The organism is Streptomyces albus subsp. chlorinus, assembly GCF_013302895.1.
Classification (GTDB): Bacteria; Actinomycetota; Actinomycetes; order Streptomycetales; family Streptomycetaceae; genus Streptomyces; species Streptomyces chlorinus.
The window spans coordinates 7,388,523-7,405,873 of sequence record NZ_VJOK01000001.1; the positions used below are offsets into that span (position 1 = coordinate 7,388,523).

Sequence of the window (17,351 nt, forward strand, 5' to 3'; positions counted from 1 at the left end):
GCGGGATCAGCCGGCTTGGTGCAGCGCCTCGGCGGTGGCCGTGCCGGTGATGCCCGCCACGGGACCCTCGTAGAGGATGCGCCCGCCGTGCTTGCCGGGCCCGGGGCCGAGGTCGATGATCCAGTCGGCCCGCCGGATGACGTCGAGGTTGTGCTCGATCAGCACGACGGTGTGGCCGCGGTCCACCAGGCTGTCGAGGTGGCTCAGCAGGGTGTCGATATCGCTGAGGTGCAGGCCTGTGGTGGGCTCGTCGAGGACGTAGAGGGTCGGGCTCGTGGAGTCCCGCAGCTCCCTGGCGATCTTCACACGCTGGCACTCACCCCCGGAGAGGGTCGTCAGGGGCTGGCCGAGCCGGAGGTACCCCAGGCCGGCCTCTTGCAGATGGCGCAGCGCTTTGGTGATCGCGGGATCGGAGAGCCGCTCGATGGCATTGGTGATCGTGAGGTCGTCGACATCGGCGATGGACAGCCCGTCGACCTTGTGCCTGAGGACCTCGGGGGTGAACCGGCGTCCCTGGCACGTCTCGCAGACCGTTTCCTGGTCCTCCATGAACGCGAGGTCGGTGGAGACGACCCCGAGGCCCTTGCACTCCGGGCACGCCCCCTCGGAGTTGGCGCTGAACAGGCCGGCCGGGACGTGGTTGTGGCGTGCGAACACCTTGCGGAGGGCGGTGGCGATGCCGGTGTAGGTGATGGGGGTCGAGCGGCGGTTGGTGCTGACCGCCTTCTGGTCGATCACGACGGCGTCGTGCTGGGCGACGAGTTCGCTCGCGAGGCTGGACTTCCCGGAACCGGCCACCCCGGTGAGCACCGTCATCACGCCCGCCGGAATGTCCGTGGTGATGTTCTTGAGGTTGTTGCGGGTGGCGTTGGCCACGGTGATATGGCCGCGCGGAGTGCGCGGATCGTCCTTGACGGGCCGCTGCTGCGAGAGCGCCTCCGCCGTGGCGGTGCCGGCCGTGCGCAGGCCGTCGAAGCTGCCCTGGTAGACGAGCGTGCCGCCGTGGGCGCCCGCGCGCGGCCCGACCTCGATGATCTGGTCGGCCATGGCCATGACCGCGACATCGTGCTCGACCACCAGCACGGTGTTGCCCTGGTCCCGCAGCTGCTCGAGCAGCTTGGTCATGGAGGAGACGTCGTGGGGGTGCAGGCCGGTCGTGGGCTCGTCGAAGACGTAGACCATCTCGGTCAGGCTGCTGCCCAGGTGCTTGACGGTCTTGATGCGCTGTGACTCGCCCCCCGAGAGCGTCGTGGTGGCGCGGCCGAGGTGAAGGTAGCCGAGCCCGATGGTGACCATGGCCCGCAGTCGTTCCGTCAGCGCGGACACCACCGGCGCCACGATGGGGTCGGTCACGCCCGTCACCAGCTGTGCCAGCTCACCGATCTCCATCCGCGCCATCTCGCCGATGGTGCGACCGAGTACCGTGGCGCTCCGGCTCGCGGCGTTGAGACGGTCTCCGTGGCAGTCCGGGCACCTCTCGGAGCGGGTGAACTTCGCGAGGGCCTCCTTCTTGCGCTCGTTCATGTCGTCGGAGGTACGCAGGAAGATGCGCTCGAACCGCTCGACGATGCCCTGGTAGCCCTTGGGGAGCCTGCTCGCCAGCGGCCCGGCCGACCCGGTGCCGTACAGCAGCGCGTCCCGCTCGGTCCGGCTCCAGTAGCGCAACGGCTTGTCGAGGTGGAACACGCCGATGTCGGCGAAGTTCGTGTACCAGTAGCCGCCGGTGGCGAATCCGGGCAGCAGGACGGCGCCCTCACTCAGCGCTTTGTCCTCGTCGATGAAGCGGTCGACGGCGCTGGCCACGACCTCGCCGAGGCCGGAGCACGTGGGGCACATGCCGGCCGCGTCGTTGAAGGAGAAGTGGCTGGACTCGCCGACATGCGGCGTGCTCACCCGGGAGAACAGCAGCCGGAGGTAGGTCCAGGTGTCGGTGACCGTGCCGACGGTGGAGCGGGCGTTCCCGCCCAGACGCCGCTGGTCGATCACCACGACGGGGGAGAGCCCCTCGATCCGGCCGACCTCGGGCCGGGTCCACTTCGGCAGCCGGTTGCGGATGTAGGGCGGATATGTCTCGGTGAGCTGGTAGCCCGCCTCGGCGGCGATCGTGTCGAACACCAGCGACGACTTGCCTGAGCCCGACACCCCGACGAAGACCACGACCCGTGAGCGCGGCACGTCGACGTCGAGATCCTTGAGGTTGTTGGTACGGGCGCCCCGGATCCGAATACTGCGGTTCGACATGGTCAGGACCCTACTTCGAGATGTGGCCGGAAAATGGCCGCGATTTCTGCGACGATGCGGTCATGGCCGACGTCATGCAACGGGTCCTGACCCTGCTGGTGGTGCTGCAGTCGGGCAAGACGTTCACGGGCGAGGAACTGGCGGCGCGGCTGGACGTCCCCCCGCGCACGCTGCGCCGCGACATCAACCGGCTCCGTGGCTACGGGTACCCGGTCGAGACGCAGCCGGGCCCGGGCGGCTACTACCGGCTCACGGCAGGGCAGACGATGCCGCCGCTGCTGCTCGACGACGACGAGGCCATCGCGACGCTGCTCGGCCTGGCCGCCCTCGGCGCGACCGGTGACGCGAGCGAGGGCAGCATCGACGACGCGGCGATCCGCGCCTACGGAAAGGTCGACCAGTTCCTGCCCAAGCGGCTGCGCCCCCGCGTGGCCGCGCTGCGCGCCAGCCTGGAGACGACGCCGACGCCCGCCCCGAGCACCAGCGCGGAGACGATGAGCACGCTGGCCGAGGCGATCGCGCACGAGCGTGTCGTGGTCTTCCACTACGTCGGGGCGACCGGGAACGCCACCACGCGCACGGTCGAGCCCTACCGCCAGATCCACCTGCTCATGCGGTGGTACCTGCTGGGCTGGGACCTCGACAGGCAGGACTGGCGCGTCTTCCGCATCGACCGCATGGCAGAACTCACGGAGCAGACCCGCACCTTCTCGCCCCGTCCGCTGCCCACCGGGACCGGCGCCGACTACCTCCGCCGGAGCATCAAGCGGAACCGGCAGCGCGTGGTGGTGGCCATCGATGCCCCCATGGCGGCGGTGGCGGACGCGTTCGCCCTCGAGGACGCCGATCTCACCGCGACCGCCGGCGGGGGGACCCACGCCGTCCTGATGCTCGACTCCTGGCAGTGGCTCCTGCCGCGGCTCGCCTCCCTCGACGCCGACTTCACCGTCGAGGAGCCCGAGGAGTTCCGCGCGGCGCTGCGGCGGTTCGGCGCCCGCCTCGGCCGTCTGTGACCTGCCCGCCGCCCCGGCCGGTCCGCGGCGTCATGTGCCCGGCAGCTCGATGAGGACCCGGACGGCGGACTCCAGGGCGTAGCTCATGGAACCGCCGTTGGGCTCGTACGCGATGTGCTCGCCGGCGAAGTGGATCCGCCCTCCGGCCGCCACGCGTACTCCGTCAACGCGTGGCGGCCGTGCTCGGGCAGGATGTACATCCCCCTCTACGCCGCGCTCGCTGTTGTCCCAGGAGACGGGCCTTCTCGGCGAGGTACCGCGCGAGCGTCCGGACCTCCGGCAGCGACGCGTGCTGGTGATCGCCGGCGGGGGTAGGGGTCCGTCAGCGAGGCGGTGCCCGAGAGCCCCACGTCGCTCTCGGGCACCGGGCCGGCCGTCGTCACCGGGGTCACGTCCGGCTCTCTCCAGAGCGTGTGCGTCAACGCGCCGCGAGGTCGTAGAAGCAGATCCGGGGCCCGGCGCCGGGCCGGGTGTAGACCTGGCGGCACTCCAGCCGGGATTTCTCGAAGACGTCGAACCAGGCGGACCGGTCGCGGGGGAGACCCTGTCCGCTCAGCACATGGATCAGGAAGAAGTCGTCGTCGTTCTCCCGGCTGTCGAACCGCAGCTCCGGCTCACCGACCAAGAGGATCTTCAGCCGCGGGAACCTCGTCGCGATCTCGTCCAGCAGAGCGACGACCGCCTGCTCACCGTGGCGGAAGTGCTCGTGGAGCGCGCTCATCATGCACAGGCCGTCGGCCTCCGCGCAGACGTCCGGCCAGGTTCCGGGCGCGAAGGCGTCCCCGACGACGAACTCGACCCGGTCGGCCACGCCCTCCCGCCGGGCCAGGTCCCTCGCCCACGCGATGGCGTCGGGGGAGAGGTCGATGCCGATGCCGGTCAGTGAGGGGTCGCGGAGGCAGGCGTCGACGATCAGCCGGCCGCCGCCGCAGCCGACGTCGAGCAGCCGCGTGACCTTCCGTCCCCGCAGGGCGGTCAGCACGGTCGGGGTGTGGAAGAAGGAGAACAGCGTGGCGCAGTGAGCCCCGAGAGCCGCGCCGTCACGGACGACGTCCTTGCCGTAGTTCGCCTCGCCGGAGAGCAGCTCGCCGATGCGGCTGGTGACGCCGCCGTACGCCTCGACGTAGACCCCGAGCCGGGCCAGCGACGTCTCCGCCGTGAGGCACTCCCCGAGCAGGGTGAGGAAGTACTCCTGGCCGCGGATCTCGACGATGCCCCGGTTGACCAGGTAGCGCAGGAAGCCGGCGCCGATGTCCGGGTCGAGGCCGGCCAGCAGCCCGCTGCCGGACTGCCGGGGCCCGTTGCGCAGCCGCTCCAGCAACGGCGTGGCGGACAGCGCGTGGACCGCTTGGCACACGTGCATGGCGCTGATCATCTCGGGCAGGCCGGAGAGCGTGAACTTCTCCCATTCCCGGCGCTGTTCCACATCGCGCAGTTCGACGGTCGGTGGCGTGCTGTCGGCGGGCGTCACGAGCGCTCGTCCTTTCACGGTCGGGGTCGTCGGAGCGGGGTGCTATGCGGAGGCCGCGTAGGCGTGCCTGCCGCGGGGACTGGCGGCGGCGCGGACGAACTCCCCGTCCGGGGTGAACCCGGCCGCGCAGACCCGTCCGAGCGAGTAGGCCGGCACCAGCTCCACCTCGTGGCCGCGCCGCCGGAGCTGCTCGACCGTTCCCGGCTCGCAGGTCTCCTCGGCCACGAGCACCCCGGGGCGGTACGCGTGGGGGGTGAACGACGAGGGGACCTGGTCGGTGTGGAAGGCCGTCGTCTCGGTCGAGTGCTGGAGGTCGAGCCCGAACGCGACGGCGTTGAGGAAGAACTGCAGCGTCCACTGGTCCTGCCGGTCGCCGCCCGGGGTCCCGAAGGCGAGGAACGGGTGCCCGTCCCGCAGCACGATCGTGGGGGAGAGCGTCGTCCGGGGCCGTTTGCCCGGCTCCAGCGAGTTCGGGTGCCCCTCCGCCAGGTACATGCACTGACCGCGGGTGCCCAGCGGGAAGCCGAGGCTGCCGATGGCCGGCGAGCTCTTCATCCACCCGCCGCTGGGCGTCGCCGCCACCATGTTGCCGTGCCGGTCGACCACGGTGACCGTGCAGGTGTCCGCCTTGGCCGTGGTGATCTTGAGAATCGTCGGAAGCCCGTTGCGCAGCTGGGACATCACCTCCGAGTCGGGCTCGGTGTCGTCCGGTGTGGGCACGGGCGGGATGAACGGGGTGCGGCCGTCGGGGGAGCCCGGCCGCAGGCTGAGCGCGGCGGAGTCCCCGACAAGGGCGCGCCGCTGCCGCGCGTAGTCCTCACCGAGGAGCGCCGCCAGCGGCACGTCGCTGAAGTCGGGGTCGCCGTACCACGCCTCGCGATCGGACATGGCGAGTTTCGCGCACTCCACCACGGTGTGCATGTACGCGGCGCTGCCCTGGCCCATCGCGGGCAGGTCGAACCCCTCCAGCAGTGCGAGCTGCTGGAGGAACACCGGGCCCTGCGACCAGGGGCCGGGCTTGAAGACCTGGTAGGGGCCGTACGCGCGGCTGGTCGCGGCCGCGACGGTCGGCTCCCAGCGGGCGAGGTCGTCGCCGGTCAGCAGTGCGGCGTGGCGCCGGCCGGTCGCGTCGAGCATGGGCCCTAAGGCGAGGAAGTCGGAGATCTCCTGGGCCACGAAGCCCTGGTAGTAGGCGTGCCGGGCGGCCTCGATCTGGGCCTCGCGGTCCGACGAGGCGGACTCGGCGCACTTGAGCAGGCGTTGGTAGGTCTGGGCGAGCGTGGGATTGCGGAAGCGGCTGCCGGGGGCGGGGTCGGGGCCGCAGGTCAGATAGGTCTGTCCGGATCCGGGCCACTCGTCGCGGAACAGCGGAGCGAGCGTGGAGACGGCCAGCGCGGTCTCGGGTAGCAGCGGAAACCCCTTCTCCGCGTAACCGATCGCCGGTTCGAGGACATCGGCGAGGCGCATGGTTCCGAACTCGCCGAGCAGCCGCATCCACCCCCCGAACGCGCCCGGCACGCAGGCGGGCAGCAGCCCGGAGCCGGGGATGCTGTCGAGACCGAGCCGGCGGAACGTCTCGATAGCGGCGGCCTGGGGCATGGGGCCCTGCCCGCAGATCTCCTGGACGTCGTCGTGCCCGGCCCGGTGCGCCACTATGGACACATCGCCGCCGGGGCCGTTGAAGTGCGGCTCGACCACTTGGAGGACGAATCCGGCGGCGACAGCGGCGTCGAACGCGTTGCCGCCATTGGCGAGGACGCGCATGGCCGCGGACGAGGCGAGCCAATGGGTGCTGGCGACGGCACCCACGGAACCGTGGAGTTCCGGCTTGGACGGCAGCATGCAGCTACTCCCAACTGCTTTGGATGAGGGAGAGACCGCAGGGCGCGGCCTCGGCGGTGTCAGCTCCTGACGAGCGGACTCTTGTGGCGGATGCCCGGTCCAGGTGGGAGGAGGGCGTCGGGGTCGCAGCGGTCCTTCACCGCGCTGAAGGCGGGCCGCCACAGGTCACCGAAGTGAGTGCGCCGGTCCCGCGCCGTACCGACCGCGTGGATGCGGTCGGGGGACCGGGGGTCGATGACCAGGCCGCTGGAAAGGGTCTGGCCGAGGGCGTGCTCGCACCGGCTCGGACCGATACCGCGATGCCGTGGGACCGGCGGCAGCGGATCATCGCGGCGATGTCCCGCGCAGGGCCGGGCCGGAGCACGGCACAGGGCTCGTCGGCGGTGAAGTCGCCCAGGTCGGTGGCGTACGCCTGCCGGAGCCCCTGTCGACCAGCAGCTCACCGTCGAGCGCCGGCGCGTGTCCCACGACCGCGGCCTCCCCCGGGGAATCCGAGCGGGTCATTGCCTCCTCTCCTGATCTGCGATGGCGGTTCGTCTGCCGCGCACTTCGTTTCCCGCCGAAACGGTATGTGCGCCTCGGTGCTTTCGTCTGGAGCGGCACTTTTTTCTGGGTGATTGCTCCTCGATTCATCATCGTAGCGTGGCGCACCGCCCGGGGAGCCGAAGAAGATCCTGAAGTTACTGTTCAAGATTCTTCAAATTCCTCAGCGCCTCCGTGCGGGGCAACATTTCAGGCAGTTGACGTACGGGGAACCTCTTTCGGTCTTCTCGGTGGCTGCCGCCCGACGGGGAGGCACTCCGCCGACGTTCCAGGCGTGACCAGGCAGGACATCGGCTCTCGGCGCTGCGCGGACCGCTCGGCGAGGGCGACTTGAGACTCTTTTGAGGAACCTCTGATTGTCCTGGAGCCGTCTGTCGGGGAGCATTGCGTTGCTGGCCCTTCGCCCCATTCTTTCAAGGGCCTGACCCATTGACCGGCTTTGTGGTGGCAGTGCTGAGCCAGCCGCGTCTTCGCGACGAAAGGGTCTTGATGAACGCACTTGCGATCGCGCCGAGAATTCACCATGTCGCTGTCCAGACCGACGATGTGGAGTCCACCGTCAAGTGGTACGAGGAATTCCTCGGGGCCACGGTGGAGTGGACGCTCAGCGCGTTCTCACCGCTTACTCGCTCGCGCCTGCCCGGGATCGAGAAGCTGGTCGAGCTGAAAGTGGGCACCGTGCGGTTCCACGTCTTCGACCGGGCCGGGCACACCCGGCGCGGGCCCGACCCGCGCGGCTACCAGTTCCAGCACATCGGGATCACCGTCGACAGCCACGACGACCTCGTCGAGCTCCGGAAGCGCTGGTGGCGGGCGCGGGAGCGGCAGGACCTCACATGGGCGCGCGACGAGCCGCCGTCGGACATCGTTACCGACGACGACGGGATGCAGAGCCTCTACGTACTGGATCCCAACGGCCTGGAGATGGAGTTCATCCACTTCTCGGGTCAGGCGTCGTGAACGACGGACGACGGGAACCGGGGACGGGGCCGGGCCGGGCCCGGGCTCCCCAGTTGCAGCTGCGCCCGCTGTTCCTGCCGCCGCCCGGCCGGGAGTTCGGCCCCGGGAGAGGCGAGGACCCCGACGACGGCGCCATGGAACCGGAAGTGCCGGAGTACAACGTCTTCGGAGCGCACCCGGTCGAGACGGAACGGCTCTTCTGGTACCGCTGGATCCTCGGACACCAGGTCGCGTTCGCCCTCTGGCGCGCCATGTACGAGATCATCGGGGACCGTCGCGAGCGGATGCCGAGCCCTCCTCAGCTCGATTCGCTGACCGCCTGCGTCGACGCGTACAGCGCGATGCTGCTCTATGCGTCAACGGTGCCGCGCGCCCACTACCACAGCCACATCCGGCACCGCATGATGCTGCACCACCCGGCCTTCAGCGGAACCTGGGCGCCGGACTACCGGCCGGTCCGCCGGCTCTTCCGGGGCCGGCTGCCCTGGCAGGGCGACCCGTCCTGCCAGGCCCTGCGCGCGGCCCTGGCGCGCAACACCGAGGCCCACGAGTACATCGCGGGCCATCTCGTGGCGGACGGGCGTTCCCTGCTGCGGCAATCCGTACAGGCGGCGAACCTGACCGTGCTGCGGGACAAGGAGGAGCTGTACGACAACTTCTTCCTGACCGTGCGCCGTCCCATCAGCCGCGTCGAGTTCCTCCGCCACCTGCGCGAGCGCGCCGCCGAGGTGGGCGCGGACCTGGCGCACAACGGCCTCTACCCGAACGTCGGCGGGCACCACCATCCGGTCGTCACCGGACCGTCCGGCGCCGTCCTGATCACCTTCGTCCCCGGCGTGCTCCGCGTCCTCGACAAGGCGACCCGGCTGGTCGCGGGGCAGCAGCTCGCAGGCGTGGGCGTATGAAGCACGGCATCGTGCTGCTCCCCGAGCACAGGTGGAAGGCGGCGGCCGAGCGCTGGCGGGCCGCGGAGCAGCTCGGGTACGACCACGCCTGGACCTATGACCACCTGATGTGGCGTTGGCTGGCCGACCGCCCGTGGTACGGCTCGATACCGACGCTCACCGGCGCGGCCGCGGTGACCCGCGCCATCGGGCTCGGCATCCTGGTCGCCACCCCGAACTTCCGCCACCCGGTGGTACTCGCGAAAGACCTCGTGAGCGTCGACGACATCGCCGAGGGACGGCTCGTCTGCGGGCTGGGCGCCGGCGCTCCCGGGTACGACGTGAGCATCCTGGGAGGCGCGGCGCTCACCCCCCGCGCGAGGGCCGACCGGTTCGACGCGTTCGTCGAGCTGCTCGACGCCGTGCTCGTCCGGGGCGACGTGGACGAGACGTCGGCCTGGTACACCGCGTCCGGGGTGACCTTCCACCCCAGGGCCGGGGACGGGCGGCGGCTGCCGTTCGCGGTGGCGGCGACCGGGCCGAGAGGCATGGCACTCGCCGCGCGCTTCGGACAGATCTGGATCACCTCCGGCCCGCCCGCCGACTTCGGCACGAGGCCGCTGCGCGAGGTCATGCCGGTACTGCGCAAGCAGCTGCGCGGCGTCGAAGCGGCGTGTGAGCACGAGGGACGGGACCCGGGCACGCTGCGCAGGCTGTTCGTGGCCGACGCCTCTGCGGGCGGGATCACCGGGTCCCTGGGCGCCTACGAGGACGCCGCGGGCGAGCTGGAGGAGGCCGGCTTCACCGATCTCGTCGTGCACTGGCCCCGCCCCGAACCGCCGTACCAGGGCGACGAACAGGTCGTCGTCGACTTCGCCGAGAAACACCTGGCGGGTGAACGATGAACATGACGAGGGTGGACATGTTCGGGGTGGCCCCCGGCCGCGGCAGCGCGCTCGACGTACTCGTCCCCGCAGGCCCCTGCACCAAGGACGCGGTCGAAAGCGCCGCCGCCCACGCGCGCACCACCGACGACACGGTCGAGAGCGCGCTGGTCAGCGAGTGCTCCCGGCAGCGGCGGACCTTCGCGTCGCGGATCTTCAACACCGGCGGGGAGACGCCGTTCGGCACGCACTCGCTGGCCGGTGTCGCCGCCCTTCTGGTCAGGAAGGGGCACCTCGGCCCAGGGGAGGTCGGCCGCAGGACCGACGCCGGATACCAGTGGCTGCGAACCGACGGGCAGGAGGTGGAGGTGCCGTTCAGCGGCCCGGTCGTTGACCACGAGATCCCCGCCGACCCCGCACTGTTCGGCTCCTACGACGGCACGCCACGGGCGGGCGGCATCGGCAGGGCGTTCACGCTCCTGCGCGTCTTCGAGGACCCGCGGTCGCTGCCGGCGCCGGACGCCGCGCGCATGGCGGACCTGGGCCTCACCGATCTCACGCTCTTCCGCTGGGACCCGGACCGCAAAGAGGTCCTCGCCCGTGTCTTCGCCCCCGGTTTCGGCCTTGCCGAGGACCCCGGCTGCCTCCCGGCGGCCTCCGCGCTGGGCGTCACCGCACTGGGCCTGGCAGCCCCCGGCGACCGGGAGGAGCCGGTGACGGTCCGCCAGGTGACGCGGAGGGGCACCGAGTCGGTGCTGCGCTGCACCGGCTCACTGCGCGACGGCACGGCCGAGGTGCGGGTCACGGCGCGGGTGTGGGCCGACGGCGACCGGAAGGCGAGGACGGAATGACGACACACCCCGGGTCCGGGACGACCACGCCGCTCCCGGACAGAGGCTTGCTGGACGAGGCCGGACACCGTGACGGATCCCGCGGACCTACGTCAACGACGCCCTCGGCCTGATGCCCCGACTCGCCCGGGAGTGCAGCCCGCTGAGAGTGCGCGCTCCGCAGTGCGCCGGGGTCCTGCTCGCGGCCGGTGAGTACGAGACGGCGACGTACCGGCGTCGGCAGAACCCGTACGCGGCCCCGCCTCCCGGCGCTCGGCGTCCCGGCGACCACGTGGACGGTGCCCGACCGGGGCCACTTCGACCTGCCGTTGGACCTGGCCGACCCGGCGACACCGTTCGGCCGCGTCAGCCCGGGGCAGCTGGACCCGGCGGAACCCCACTTCGAGAAGAAACGGTGACACCACGCGATGACAGACCCAGCCACCGTCACACCGCTCCGGGCCGCGGGAAGGGACACCGCCGCCGGCACGGCCGAGGCCCCGCCCACCGAGACGATCACCGACGCCTTCGAGCGGACAGCGCGGGAGCACGCCGCACGCGAGGCGCTCTCCGACGGCGAAACGACGCTCACGTACGCCGAACTCGACGCCCTCGGCAACCAGATCGCGCGTGTGCTGCACGGGCGCGGACTCGCCCCGGGTGAGATCGTCGGGGCGCACTTCGACCGCGGTCTCGCGACATATCAGGTCTTCCTCGGGGCCCTCAAGGCGGGTCTCGTGGTGTTCCCCCTCAACCCCCGCCACCCCGCCGACCACAAGTCGCGGATGTGCCGGATCGCCGGGCCGTCCCTGACCGTGACGGGCACGACGGCGGCCGACGGCATCCCCGCCGGGACCCGCCTGCCGCTTGCCGACCTGCTCTCCGCCGCCGCCACGGCGTCCAGCGAGCCCGTACGGTGCGGGACGACCGCGGACGCCCCCGCTTTCGTGCTCTTCTCCTCGGGCTCCACGGGCGAGCCCAAGGGTGTTCTCCTCGCCCATCGGGGCATCGCGCAGCTCTCCGGGCAGCTCGCCGGCTTCACGCCCGGACCCGAGGACCGGTTCCTGCAACTGGCGCAGCCGACCTTCGCCGCGTCGACCACCGACACCTGGAGCTGCCTGCTGAGAGGCGGCCGGCTCACCGTCGCCCCGCAGGACATGCCCCCGCTCGGTGACCTCGCGCGACTGGTGGCACACGAACGGATATCGGTGCTCCACCTGCCCGTTGACCTGTTCAACCTGCTCGTCGAGCACCACCCGGAGGCCGTCGCCCGGGTCCGTCGGGTGCTCGTCAGCGGCGACTTCCCCTCCGCCCGGCACATCGGGCGCGCGCTCGACGTCATGGACGGCGGCGACCTGTTCAACGCCTTCGGGTGCACGGAGAACTCCACGCTGACCGCCGTGCACAGGGTCATCCCGGAGGACCTGTCCACCGCCGAGATCCCGATCGGCCGCCCCCTGCCGGGCGTCGAGATGACGGTGCGGACGGAGACGCTCGAGGAGTGTCCCCCTGGTGAGATCGGCGAGCTGTGCATCGCGGGCCACGGCCTCGCGCTGGGGTATCACGGCGACCCCGGGCTCACGGAGCGGAAGTTCGTCCGGCACGAGGGCCGGCGCCTGCTGCGCACCGGAGACCTGGCCAAGCTGACCGGGGACGGCGAGATCGTGCTGGCCGGCCGCACGGACCAGATGGTGAAGGTCCGCGGCTTCCGCGTCGAACCGCGGCACGTCGAGATGGCCGCCGAGACGGTGCCCGGTGTCGAGCGCGCCGTCGTGCTGGCCGTGCCCAGCGACGGGGCCGCGGACCGGCTCGCGCTGTGGTGCGTGCCCGAACCCGGCCACGAACTCGCGGAGGGAGAGCTGCTCACGGACCTGCGCGAGCGCCTGCCCGACTACATGGTCCCGTCCGCCGTGCTCGTCCTCGACGCCTTCCCCCTCAACGCCAACGGCAAGATCGACCGCAGGCAGCTCTCGTCGCGGCTCGCGGTCCGCGGCAGCGGCAGAAGCCGGGGCGATACGAGGCGGGACCGGCTCACCGACGTCGTGACCTCCACGCTGGCCGATGTGCGCGACGGCGAGGAGATCGGCCCGGACGACGGCCTGCTGGAGAGCGGGGTCACCTCGCTGCACCTGATCGACCTCGGCGCCCGCCTGGAGGACGTGGTGGGAGTCGCCCTGGCGCCCGACGAGATCGCCGCGGCCGGCACCGCGCGCGGTGTCGCCGGCCTGATCCGCACCAAGCGAGGCCGGGACTGAGATGACCTCTCCGAGCAACCGACCGGCCCCCGACGCGGTGCGTTTCCCCGCGTCACCGGCCCAGCCCGGCATGTGGTTCGCGAGCGTCTACGGCGCGGACTCCACGGCGTACAACCAGCCCCTGCTGCTGCCGCTGCGGGTGACGCTGGACCACGCCGTCCTCGTCGAGGCGCTGCGAGCCGTACACCGGGCACACTCCGCGCTGCGCACCACGTTCGAGATGGACGCCGACGGCGAGCTGAGCCAGATCGTGCACCATGAGCTGGAACCGATCACCGACGAGCGCGACCACGCGGGGCCCGACCCCGACGGCTGGGTGGCCGAACAGGTGGCGGAGGTCGCGGGGATCCGGTTCGACCTGCTCGCCGGGCCCCTCGTGCACGTGCGGCACCTCCGCCTTCCAGCGCAGGGCCGGAGCGTGCTGGTCTTCAACATCCACCACACCGTCTTCGACGGCATGTCCTTCAAGCCCTACCTCAGCCGGCTGGAGGCGGCCTACACCGCGCTGGCGGCGGGCCGTGAACCGGATGTGCGGGCACGGCGCCAGGCCGTCGAGTCCTACGCGCGCTGGACCGAGCGGTGGAGGCGGGCCGAGGCGCCGGACCACTGGCGGAACAGGCTGGCCGACGCGCCGGCCCCGCCGAGGATCGGCCTGCCGGGCGAGGGCCCCGCCCGCCACCTCACCCGAACCCTTGTCCTGGACGAGGGGCTGTCCGCCCGGGTGGCCGAGTTCTGCCGCGCCGAGGCGATCACCACCAGCATGTTCTTCGTCGCCCTCGGCTTCGTGCTGCTGCACCGGCAGACCCGCCAGGACGACCTCCTCCTCGGCATCCCGGTCACCGTGCGGGACACCGGGGACGCGGAGGTCCTCGGGCACCTCACCAACACCGTCGTGCTCCGGCACCGGCTGACGGCCGGTGCGAGCGCGCGGGACGTGCTCCGTGCGGTGAAGCGCGACATCCTCGAAGCGCTCCGGCACCGGCACACCCCGCTGGAGGCGGTGGTGGGCGAACTCCGGGCGTCCGGCGCCGACCTCGGCGGCGCCGGCGATCTCTTCAACGCCATGATCACCGTGATGCCGTCCGGCTCCCGCCGGCTGGACCTGCGCGAGTGGGGAGCGGACACATGGGAGCACGTGCCGGGAGGAGCGAAGTACGACCTGGCGCTCCTGGTGGACGAGACCCCGGATCACTACACGCTGGTCGTCGAGCACACCACGGCGGCGGACGACGGCGAGAGCTTCACCGGCTGTCTGGCCCAGCGCCTGAGGACGCTGGCCGAGAGCGTGCTGGACGCACCGGACACCCGGGTCCACGACCTGCGCTGGACCAGTGACGAGGAGGAGCGGGCGATCGCCGGGTTCTGCGCCCGCCGGGCCGATGCGCCGCAGCTGGGCACCGAGCTGACGGCGGACCGGTTCACCGCGAGCGCCCAGGCGACACCCGCCGACCCGGCGGTCGTGGCGGACGGCGTGACGACGGACTACGCCGAGCTGGCACGCCGGGCCGATGCGGTGGCCACGGGCCTCGCGGACCGGGGAGTCCGCGCCGGCGCGCCCGTCGCCGTGCTGATGCTTCCCGGTACCGACCTCGTGGTGACGATCCTGGGCATCCTCCGGGCCGGCGGCAGCTACGTCGTGCTCGACGCCGGCCATCCACCGGAGCGGCTGGGCTTCATCCTGCGCGACTGCGGCGCGCGGATCCTGGTGCGCGCGGCCGGGACCACTGCGGCGGATGTCGAGCTGCCCGAGGGCCTCGAAGCCGTCGACCTGTCCCGGATCTCCCGCGCCGGGGCACCGCCCGAGCGGGAGCGGAAGACGCCGCGGGACACGGCGTACGTCGTCTACACCTCCGGCTCGACGGGCCGGCCCAAGGGCGTCGGGCTGCCGGAGACCACATTGGCCAACCTGGTCCGCAACCAGCACATCCTCTCGTCCGGGCGCCGGATGAACACCCTCCAGTACATGCCGCCGGCGTTCGACGTGTTCACCCTGGAGGTCTTCGGGACCCTGTGCGGCGGAGGCACCCTCGTCATACCGCCGGCCGACGCCCGCACCGACTTCGCGCAGCTGGCCGCGTTCATGGCCGGGCAGCGGATCGAGCGTGCGTACTTCCCCTACGTCGCGCTCCGCGAACTCGCCGCCGCCGTACGGTTGTCCGGGGCGGTCCTGCCGGACCTGCGCGAGGTGTACGTCACGGGCGAGCGACTGGTGATCACCGACGACCTGCGCGAGATGTTCCGGCGCAACCCCGAGGCCCGGCTGATCAACGCCTACGGCCCGTCCGAGGCGCACCTGTGCAGCGAGGACCGACTCCCGGCGGACCCCGGCACATGGCCGGCGCTCCCGTCGATCGGCCGCGTGGTCGCCGGTGTCGACGCGTATGTGCTGAGCGACACCGAAGCGGCGCAGCGCGCGCCGTTCGGAGTCGAGGGGGAGCTGTGCGTCGCGGGACCGGTCGTCTCGCCCGGATACATCGGCCTGCCGGAGAGGACGAGCCGGGCCATGGTGTCCGATCCGTTCGTGCCGGGGCAGCTGATGTACCGCACCGGGGACATCGTCGTGCTGGCGGCCGACGGGCGGCTGCACTACCGCGGACGGGAGGACGACCAGGTCAAGATCCGCGGGTACCGGGTCGAGCCGGGTGAGGTCGAGGCCGCACTGGAGCGGGAGCTGGAGGTGGAGGCGGCGGCGGTGATCGTCGTGCCCGCGGGCGGTGACCGTGTCCTGCACGCCTTCGTGCGGAGCGGCGCTCCGCTCCCGCCGGACTGGCGGGCCCTCCTCGGCGCCCACCTGCCCGGCTACATGATTCCCCGGACGGTCACGCGCATCGACACCTTTCCGCTGACACCGAACGGGAAGACCGACCGACGGGCGCTGGAGGCGCTGCTGAAGACCGACGCCCGGCCCGACCCCGCCGACGAGGACGGGGACGGGCCCGGCGCGGACTGGACCGACGCCGAGCGGGCGATGGCCGAGGTGTGGACGCAGGTGTTCGGGCACCGGCCCGCCACACCGGATGCCGACTTCTTCGAGGAGGGCGGGCACTCCCTGCTCGCCGTCCAGTTGCACCGGCTGACCAAGGAGCGGCTGGGCAGCGACGTCGCCCTGTCGGCGCTCCTGAGCACGCCCACAGTGCGCGGCATGGCGCGGAGCCTCGGCGGCGACCGGGCCGGCACACTGCCGGACCTGCGCCACGAGGCCCGGTTGCGGGATCTCGCGGTCGGGGAGCGCAGCGCGCCGGCGGACGGCACCGTCCTGCTCACCGGCGCCACCGGATTCCTCGGCAGCCACCTCCTCGACGAACTCCAGCGCACCGGCCGCCGTGTGGCCTGTCTGCTCCGCGCCGGCAGTGTGGAGGAGGGGCGGGGGCGGCTGCGCGCGGCGTTGCGGAAGTTCGCACTCGACACCTCCAGGATCGACGAGGCCGAGATCTGGCCCGGCGATCTCACCAGGCCCCGCCTCGGCCTGGGGGAGGAGTACGAGGCGCGGGTACGCGGAGTGAGCGAGGTCTACCACGCCGCCGCCCACATCAACTTCGTCGTCCCGTACCACACCGTGAAGCACACGAATGTCGACGGCATGCGGCGGCTCCTCGAATTCTGCGGAATCAACCGCACACCGCTGCGTGTGATCTCGACCCTCGGTGTCTTCCCGCCGGACTCCACGGCCGGCCCGGTCGGGGAGCGTGCGGTGCCGGGCGACCCCGCCTCGCTGGGCATCGGGTACCTGCAGAGCAAGTGGGTCGCCGAGCATGTGGCGCTGCGGGCACGGGAGTTCGGCCTGCCTGTCACGGTGCACCGGGTCGGCCGCATCGGCGGACACAGCCGCACCGGAGCCTGCCGGCACGACGACTTCTTCTGGCTCCAGCTGAAAGGCTTCGCGGCGCTCGGCCGCTACCCGGAGGACATCACCGGGACGCCGGCCGTCGACCTGCTCCCCGTGGACTACGTGGCGAGGGCGATCGTCCGGCTCTCCGGGACCGGGACGGACAACGAGAACTGGCACCTGTTCCACCCGCGCGGACTCACCTGGTGCGAGATCCTCCAGACCATCCGCGCGGAGGGATACCCGGTGCGCCCGACCTCGCACGACACGTGGATGACCGCGTTGGAAAGCCAGGTCGAGTCCGGCGACCAGCAGCAGGGGCTCGGTCCCCTGGTGCCCCTCATGCGGGAAGGCGCGATGCGCCTCGGAAACATCTCGTTCGACAACGAGAGGACCGAACGCGCCCTCGCCGGCCTGGGATGTCCCCTCCCGGCGGCGGACACGCGTTGGCTCCGGCGGATGTTCGCGTACTTCCGTGCGGCCGGTGCCGTCGGCGCGGCCCCGGGGGCTGGCGGGCCCCTGCCTCACGTACGGCGCCTGAGCCGGGCGGGCACTCGGTGGTGAGCGTCGGCGCCGGCCGCCCGGTCAGCCGCGCGCTGGCC

11 protein-coding genes are annotated in these 17,351 nt (G+C 71.8%); 7 read left to right on the forward strand and 4 right to left on the reverse strand.

Annotated elements, in window-relative coordinates; translation table 11 throughout:
- Positions 1 to 6: 6 nt before the first annotated feature.
- Positions 7 to 2,241, reverse strand: coding sequence for an ATP-binding cassette domain-containing protein (locus FM076_RS32025; protein WP_173874317.1), 2,235 nt, complete (start codon positions 2,239 to 2,241; stop codon positions 7 to 9).
- Between the two features lie 62 nt (positions 2,242 to 2,303).
- Here FM076_RS32025 and FM076_RS32030 point away from each other — a divergent pair, with 62 nt between their 5' ends.
- Positions 2,304 to 3,254: a helix-turn-helix transcriptional regulator gene (locus FM076_RS32030; RefSeq protein WP_173874318.1), complete on the forward strand. Its 951-nt coding sequence runs from the start codon at positions 2,304 to 2,306 to the stop codon at positions 3,252 to 3,254.
- A 30-nt stretch (positions 3,255 to 3,284) separates the two neighbouring features.
- On the opposite strand, the gene FM076_RS34820 is transcribed toward FM076_RS32030, so the two are convergent.
- The 3 genes from FM076_RS34820 to FM076_RS32040 form a co-directional block, all read right to left on the reverse strand.
- The gene (locus FM076_RS34820) at positions 3,285 to 3,407 is read right to left on the reverse strand and encodes a hypothetical protein (RefSeq protein WP_274598870.1); all 123 of its coding nucleotides are present in this window, start codon (positions 3,405 to 3,407) and stop codon (positions 3,285 to 3,287) included.
- A gap of 265 nt (positions 3,408 to 3,672) precedes the next feature.
- Positions 3,673 to 4,725, reverse strand: a complete 1,053-nt coding sequence (locus FM076_RS32035; protein ID WP_345945373.1) for a class I SAM-dependent methyltransferase — start codon at positions 4,723 to 4,725, stop codon at positions 3,673 to 3,675.
- Positions 4,726 to 4,767: 42 nt separating this feature from the next.
- Positions 4,768 to 6,567, reverse strand: a complete 1,800-nt coding sequence (locus FM076_RS32040) for a gamma-glutamyltransferase family protein (RefSeq protein WP_173874319.1) — start codon at positions 6,565 to 6,567, stop codon at positions 4,768 to 4,770.
- A 1,032-nt stretch (positions 6,568 to 7,599) separates the two neighbouring features.
- Here FM076_RS32040 and FM076_RS32045 point away from each other — a divergent pair.
- The 6 genes from FM076_RS32045 (at position 7,600) to FM076_RS32070 (ending at position 17,313) form a co-directional block, all read left to right on the forward strand.
- Positions 7,600 to 8,070 carry a VOC family protein gene (locus FM076_RS32045; protein WP_173874320.1) on the forward strand — a complete coding sequence of 157 codons (471 nt, stop codon included), beginning with the start codon at positions 7,600 to 7,602 and terminating at the stop codon, positions 8,068 to 8,070.
- A complete protein-coding gene (locus FM076_RS32050) occupies positions 8,067 to 8,975 on the forward strand; it encodes an L-tyrosine 3-hydroxylase (protein ID WP_173874321.1) in 909 nt (302 codons plus the stop codon). Before FM076_RS32045 ends, FM076_RS32050 begins: the two co-directional genes overlap by 4 nt.
- Entirely contained in the window at positions 8,972 to 9,859 is an 888-nt protein-coding gene (locus FM076_RS32055) for an LLM class flavin-dependent oxidoreductase (RefSeq protein WP_173874322.1), read from the forward strand. Before FM076_RS32050 ends, FM076_RS32055 begins: the two co-directional genes overlap by 4 nt.
- Positions 9,856 to 10,689, forward strand: coding sequence for a hypothetical protein (locus tag FM076_RS32060; RefSeq protein WP_202034943.1), 834 nt, complete (start codon positions 9,856 to 9,858; stop codon positions 10,687 to 10,689). The genes FM076_RS32055 and FM076_RS32060 overlap by 4 nt, the downstream gene beginning before the upstream one ends.
- A 407-nt stretch (positions 10,690 to 11,096) precedes the next feature.
- A complete protein-coding gene (locus FM076_RS32065; RefSeq protein WP_173874323.1) occupies positions 11,097 to 12,923 on the forward strand; it encodes a non-ribosomal peptide synthetase in 1,827 nt (608 codons plus the stop codon).
- Between the two features lies 1 nt (position 12,924).
- Entirely contained in the window at positions 12,925 to 17,313 is a 4,389-nt protein-coding gene (locus FM076_RS32070; protein WP_173874324.1) for a non-ribosomal peptide synthetase, read from the forward strand.
- The last annotated feature ends 38 nt before the right edge of the window (positions 17,314 to 17,351 follow it).

What these genes read in the sequence shown, in the direction of transcription:
- FM076_RS32040 (WP_173874319.1), bottom strand. Translation starts at nt 6,567, where the DNA reads ATGCTGCCGTCCAAGCCGGAACTCCACGGTTCCGTGGGTGCCGTCGCC.
- FM076_RS32065 (WP_173874323.1), top strand. Translation starts at nt 11,097, where the DNA reads ATGACAGACCCAGCCACCGTCACACCGCTCCGGGCCGCGGGAAGGGAC.
- FM076_RS32030 (WP_173874318.1), top strand. Translation starts at nt 2,304, where the DNA reads ATGGCCGACGTCATGCAACGGGTCCTGACCCTGCTGGTGGTGCTGCAG.
- FM076_RS32070 (WP_173874324.1), top strand. Translation starts at nt 12,925, where the DNA reads ATGACCTCTCCGAGCAACCGACCGGCCCCCGACGCGGTGCGTTTCCCC.
- FM076_RS32025 (WP_173874317.1), bottom strand. Translation starts at nt 2,241, where the DNA reads ATGTCGAACCGCAGTATTCGGATCCGGGGCGCCCGTACCAACAACCTC.
- FM076_RS32060 (WP_202034943.1), top strand. Translation starts at nt 9,856, where the DNA reads ATGAACATGACGAGGGTGGACATGTTCGGGGTGGCCCCCGGCCGCGGC.
- FM076_RS32055 (WP_173874322.1), top strand. Translation starts at nt 8,972, where the DNA reads ATGAAGCACGGCATCGTGCTGCTCCCCGAGCACAGGTGGAAGGCGGCG.
- FM076_RS32045 (WP_173874320.1), top strand. Translation starts at nt 7,600, where the DNA reads ATGAACGCACTTGCGATCGCGCCGAGAATTCACCATGTCGCTGTCCAG.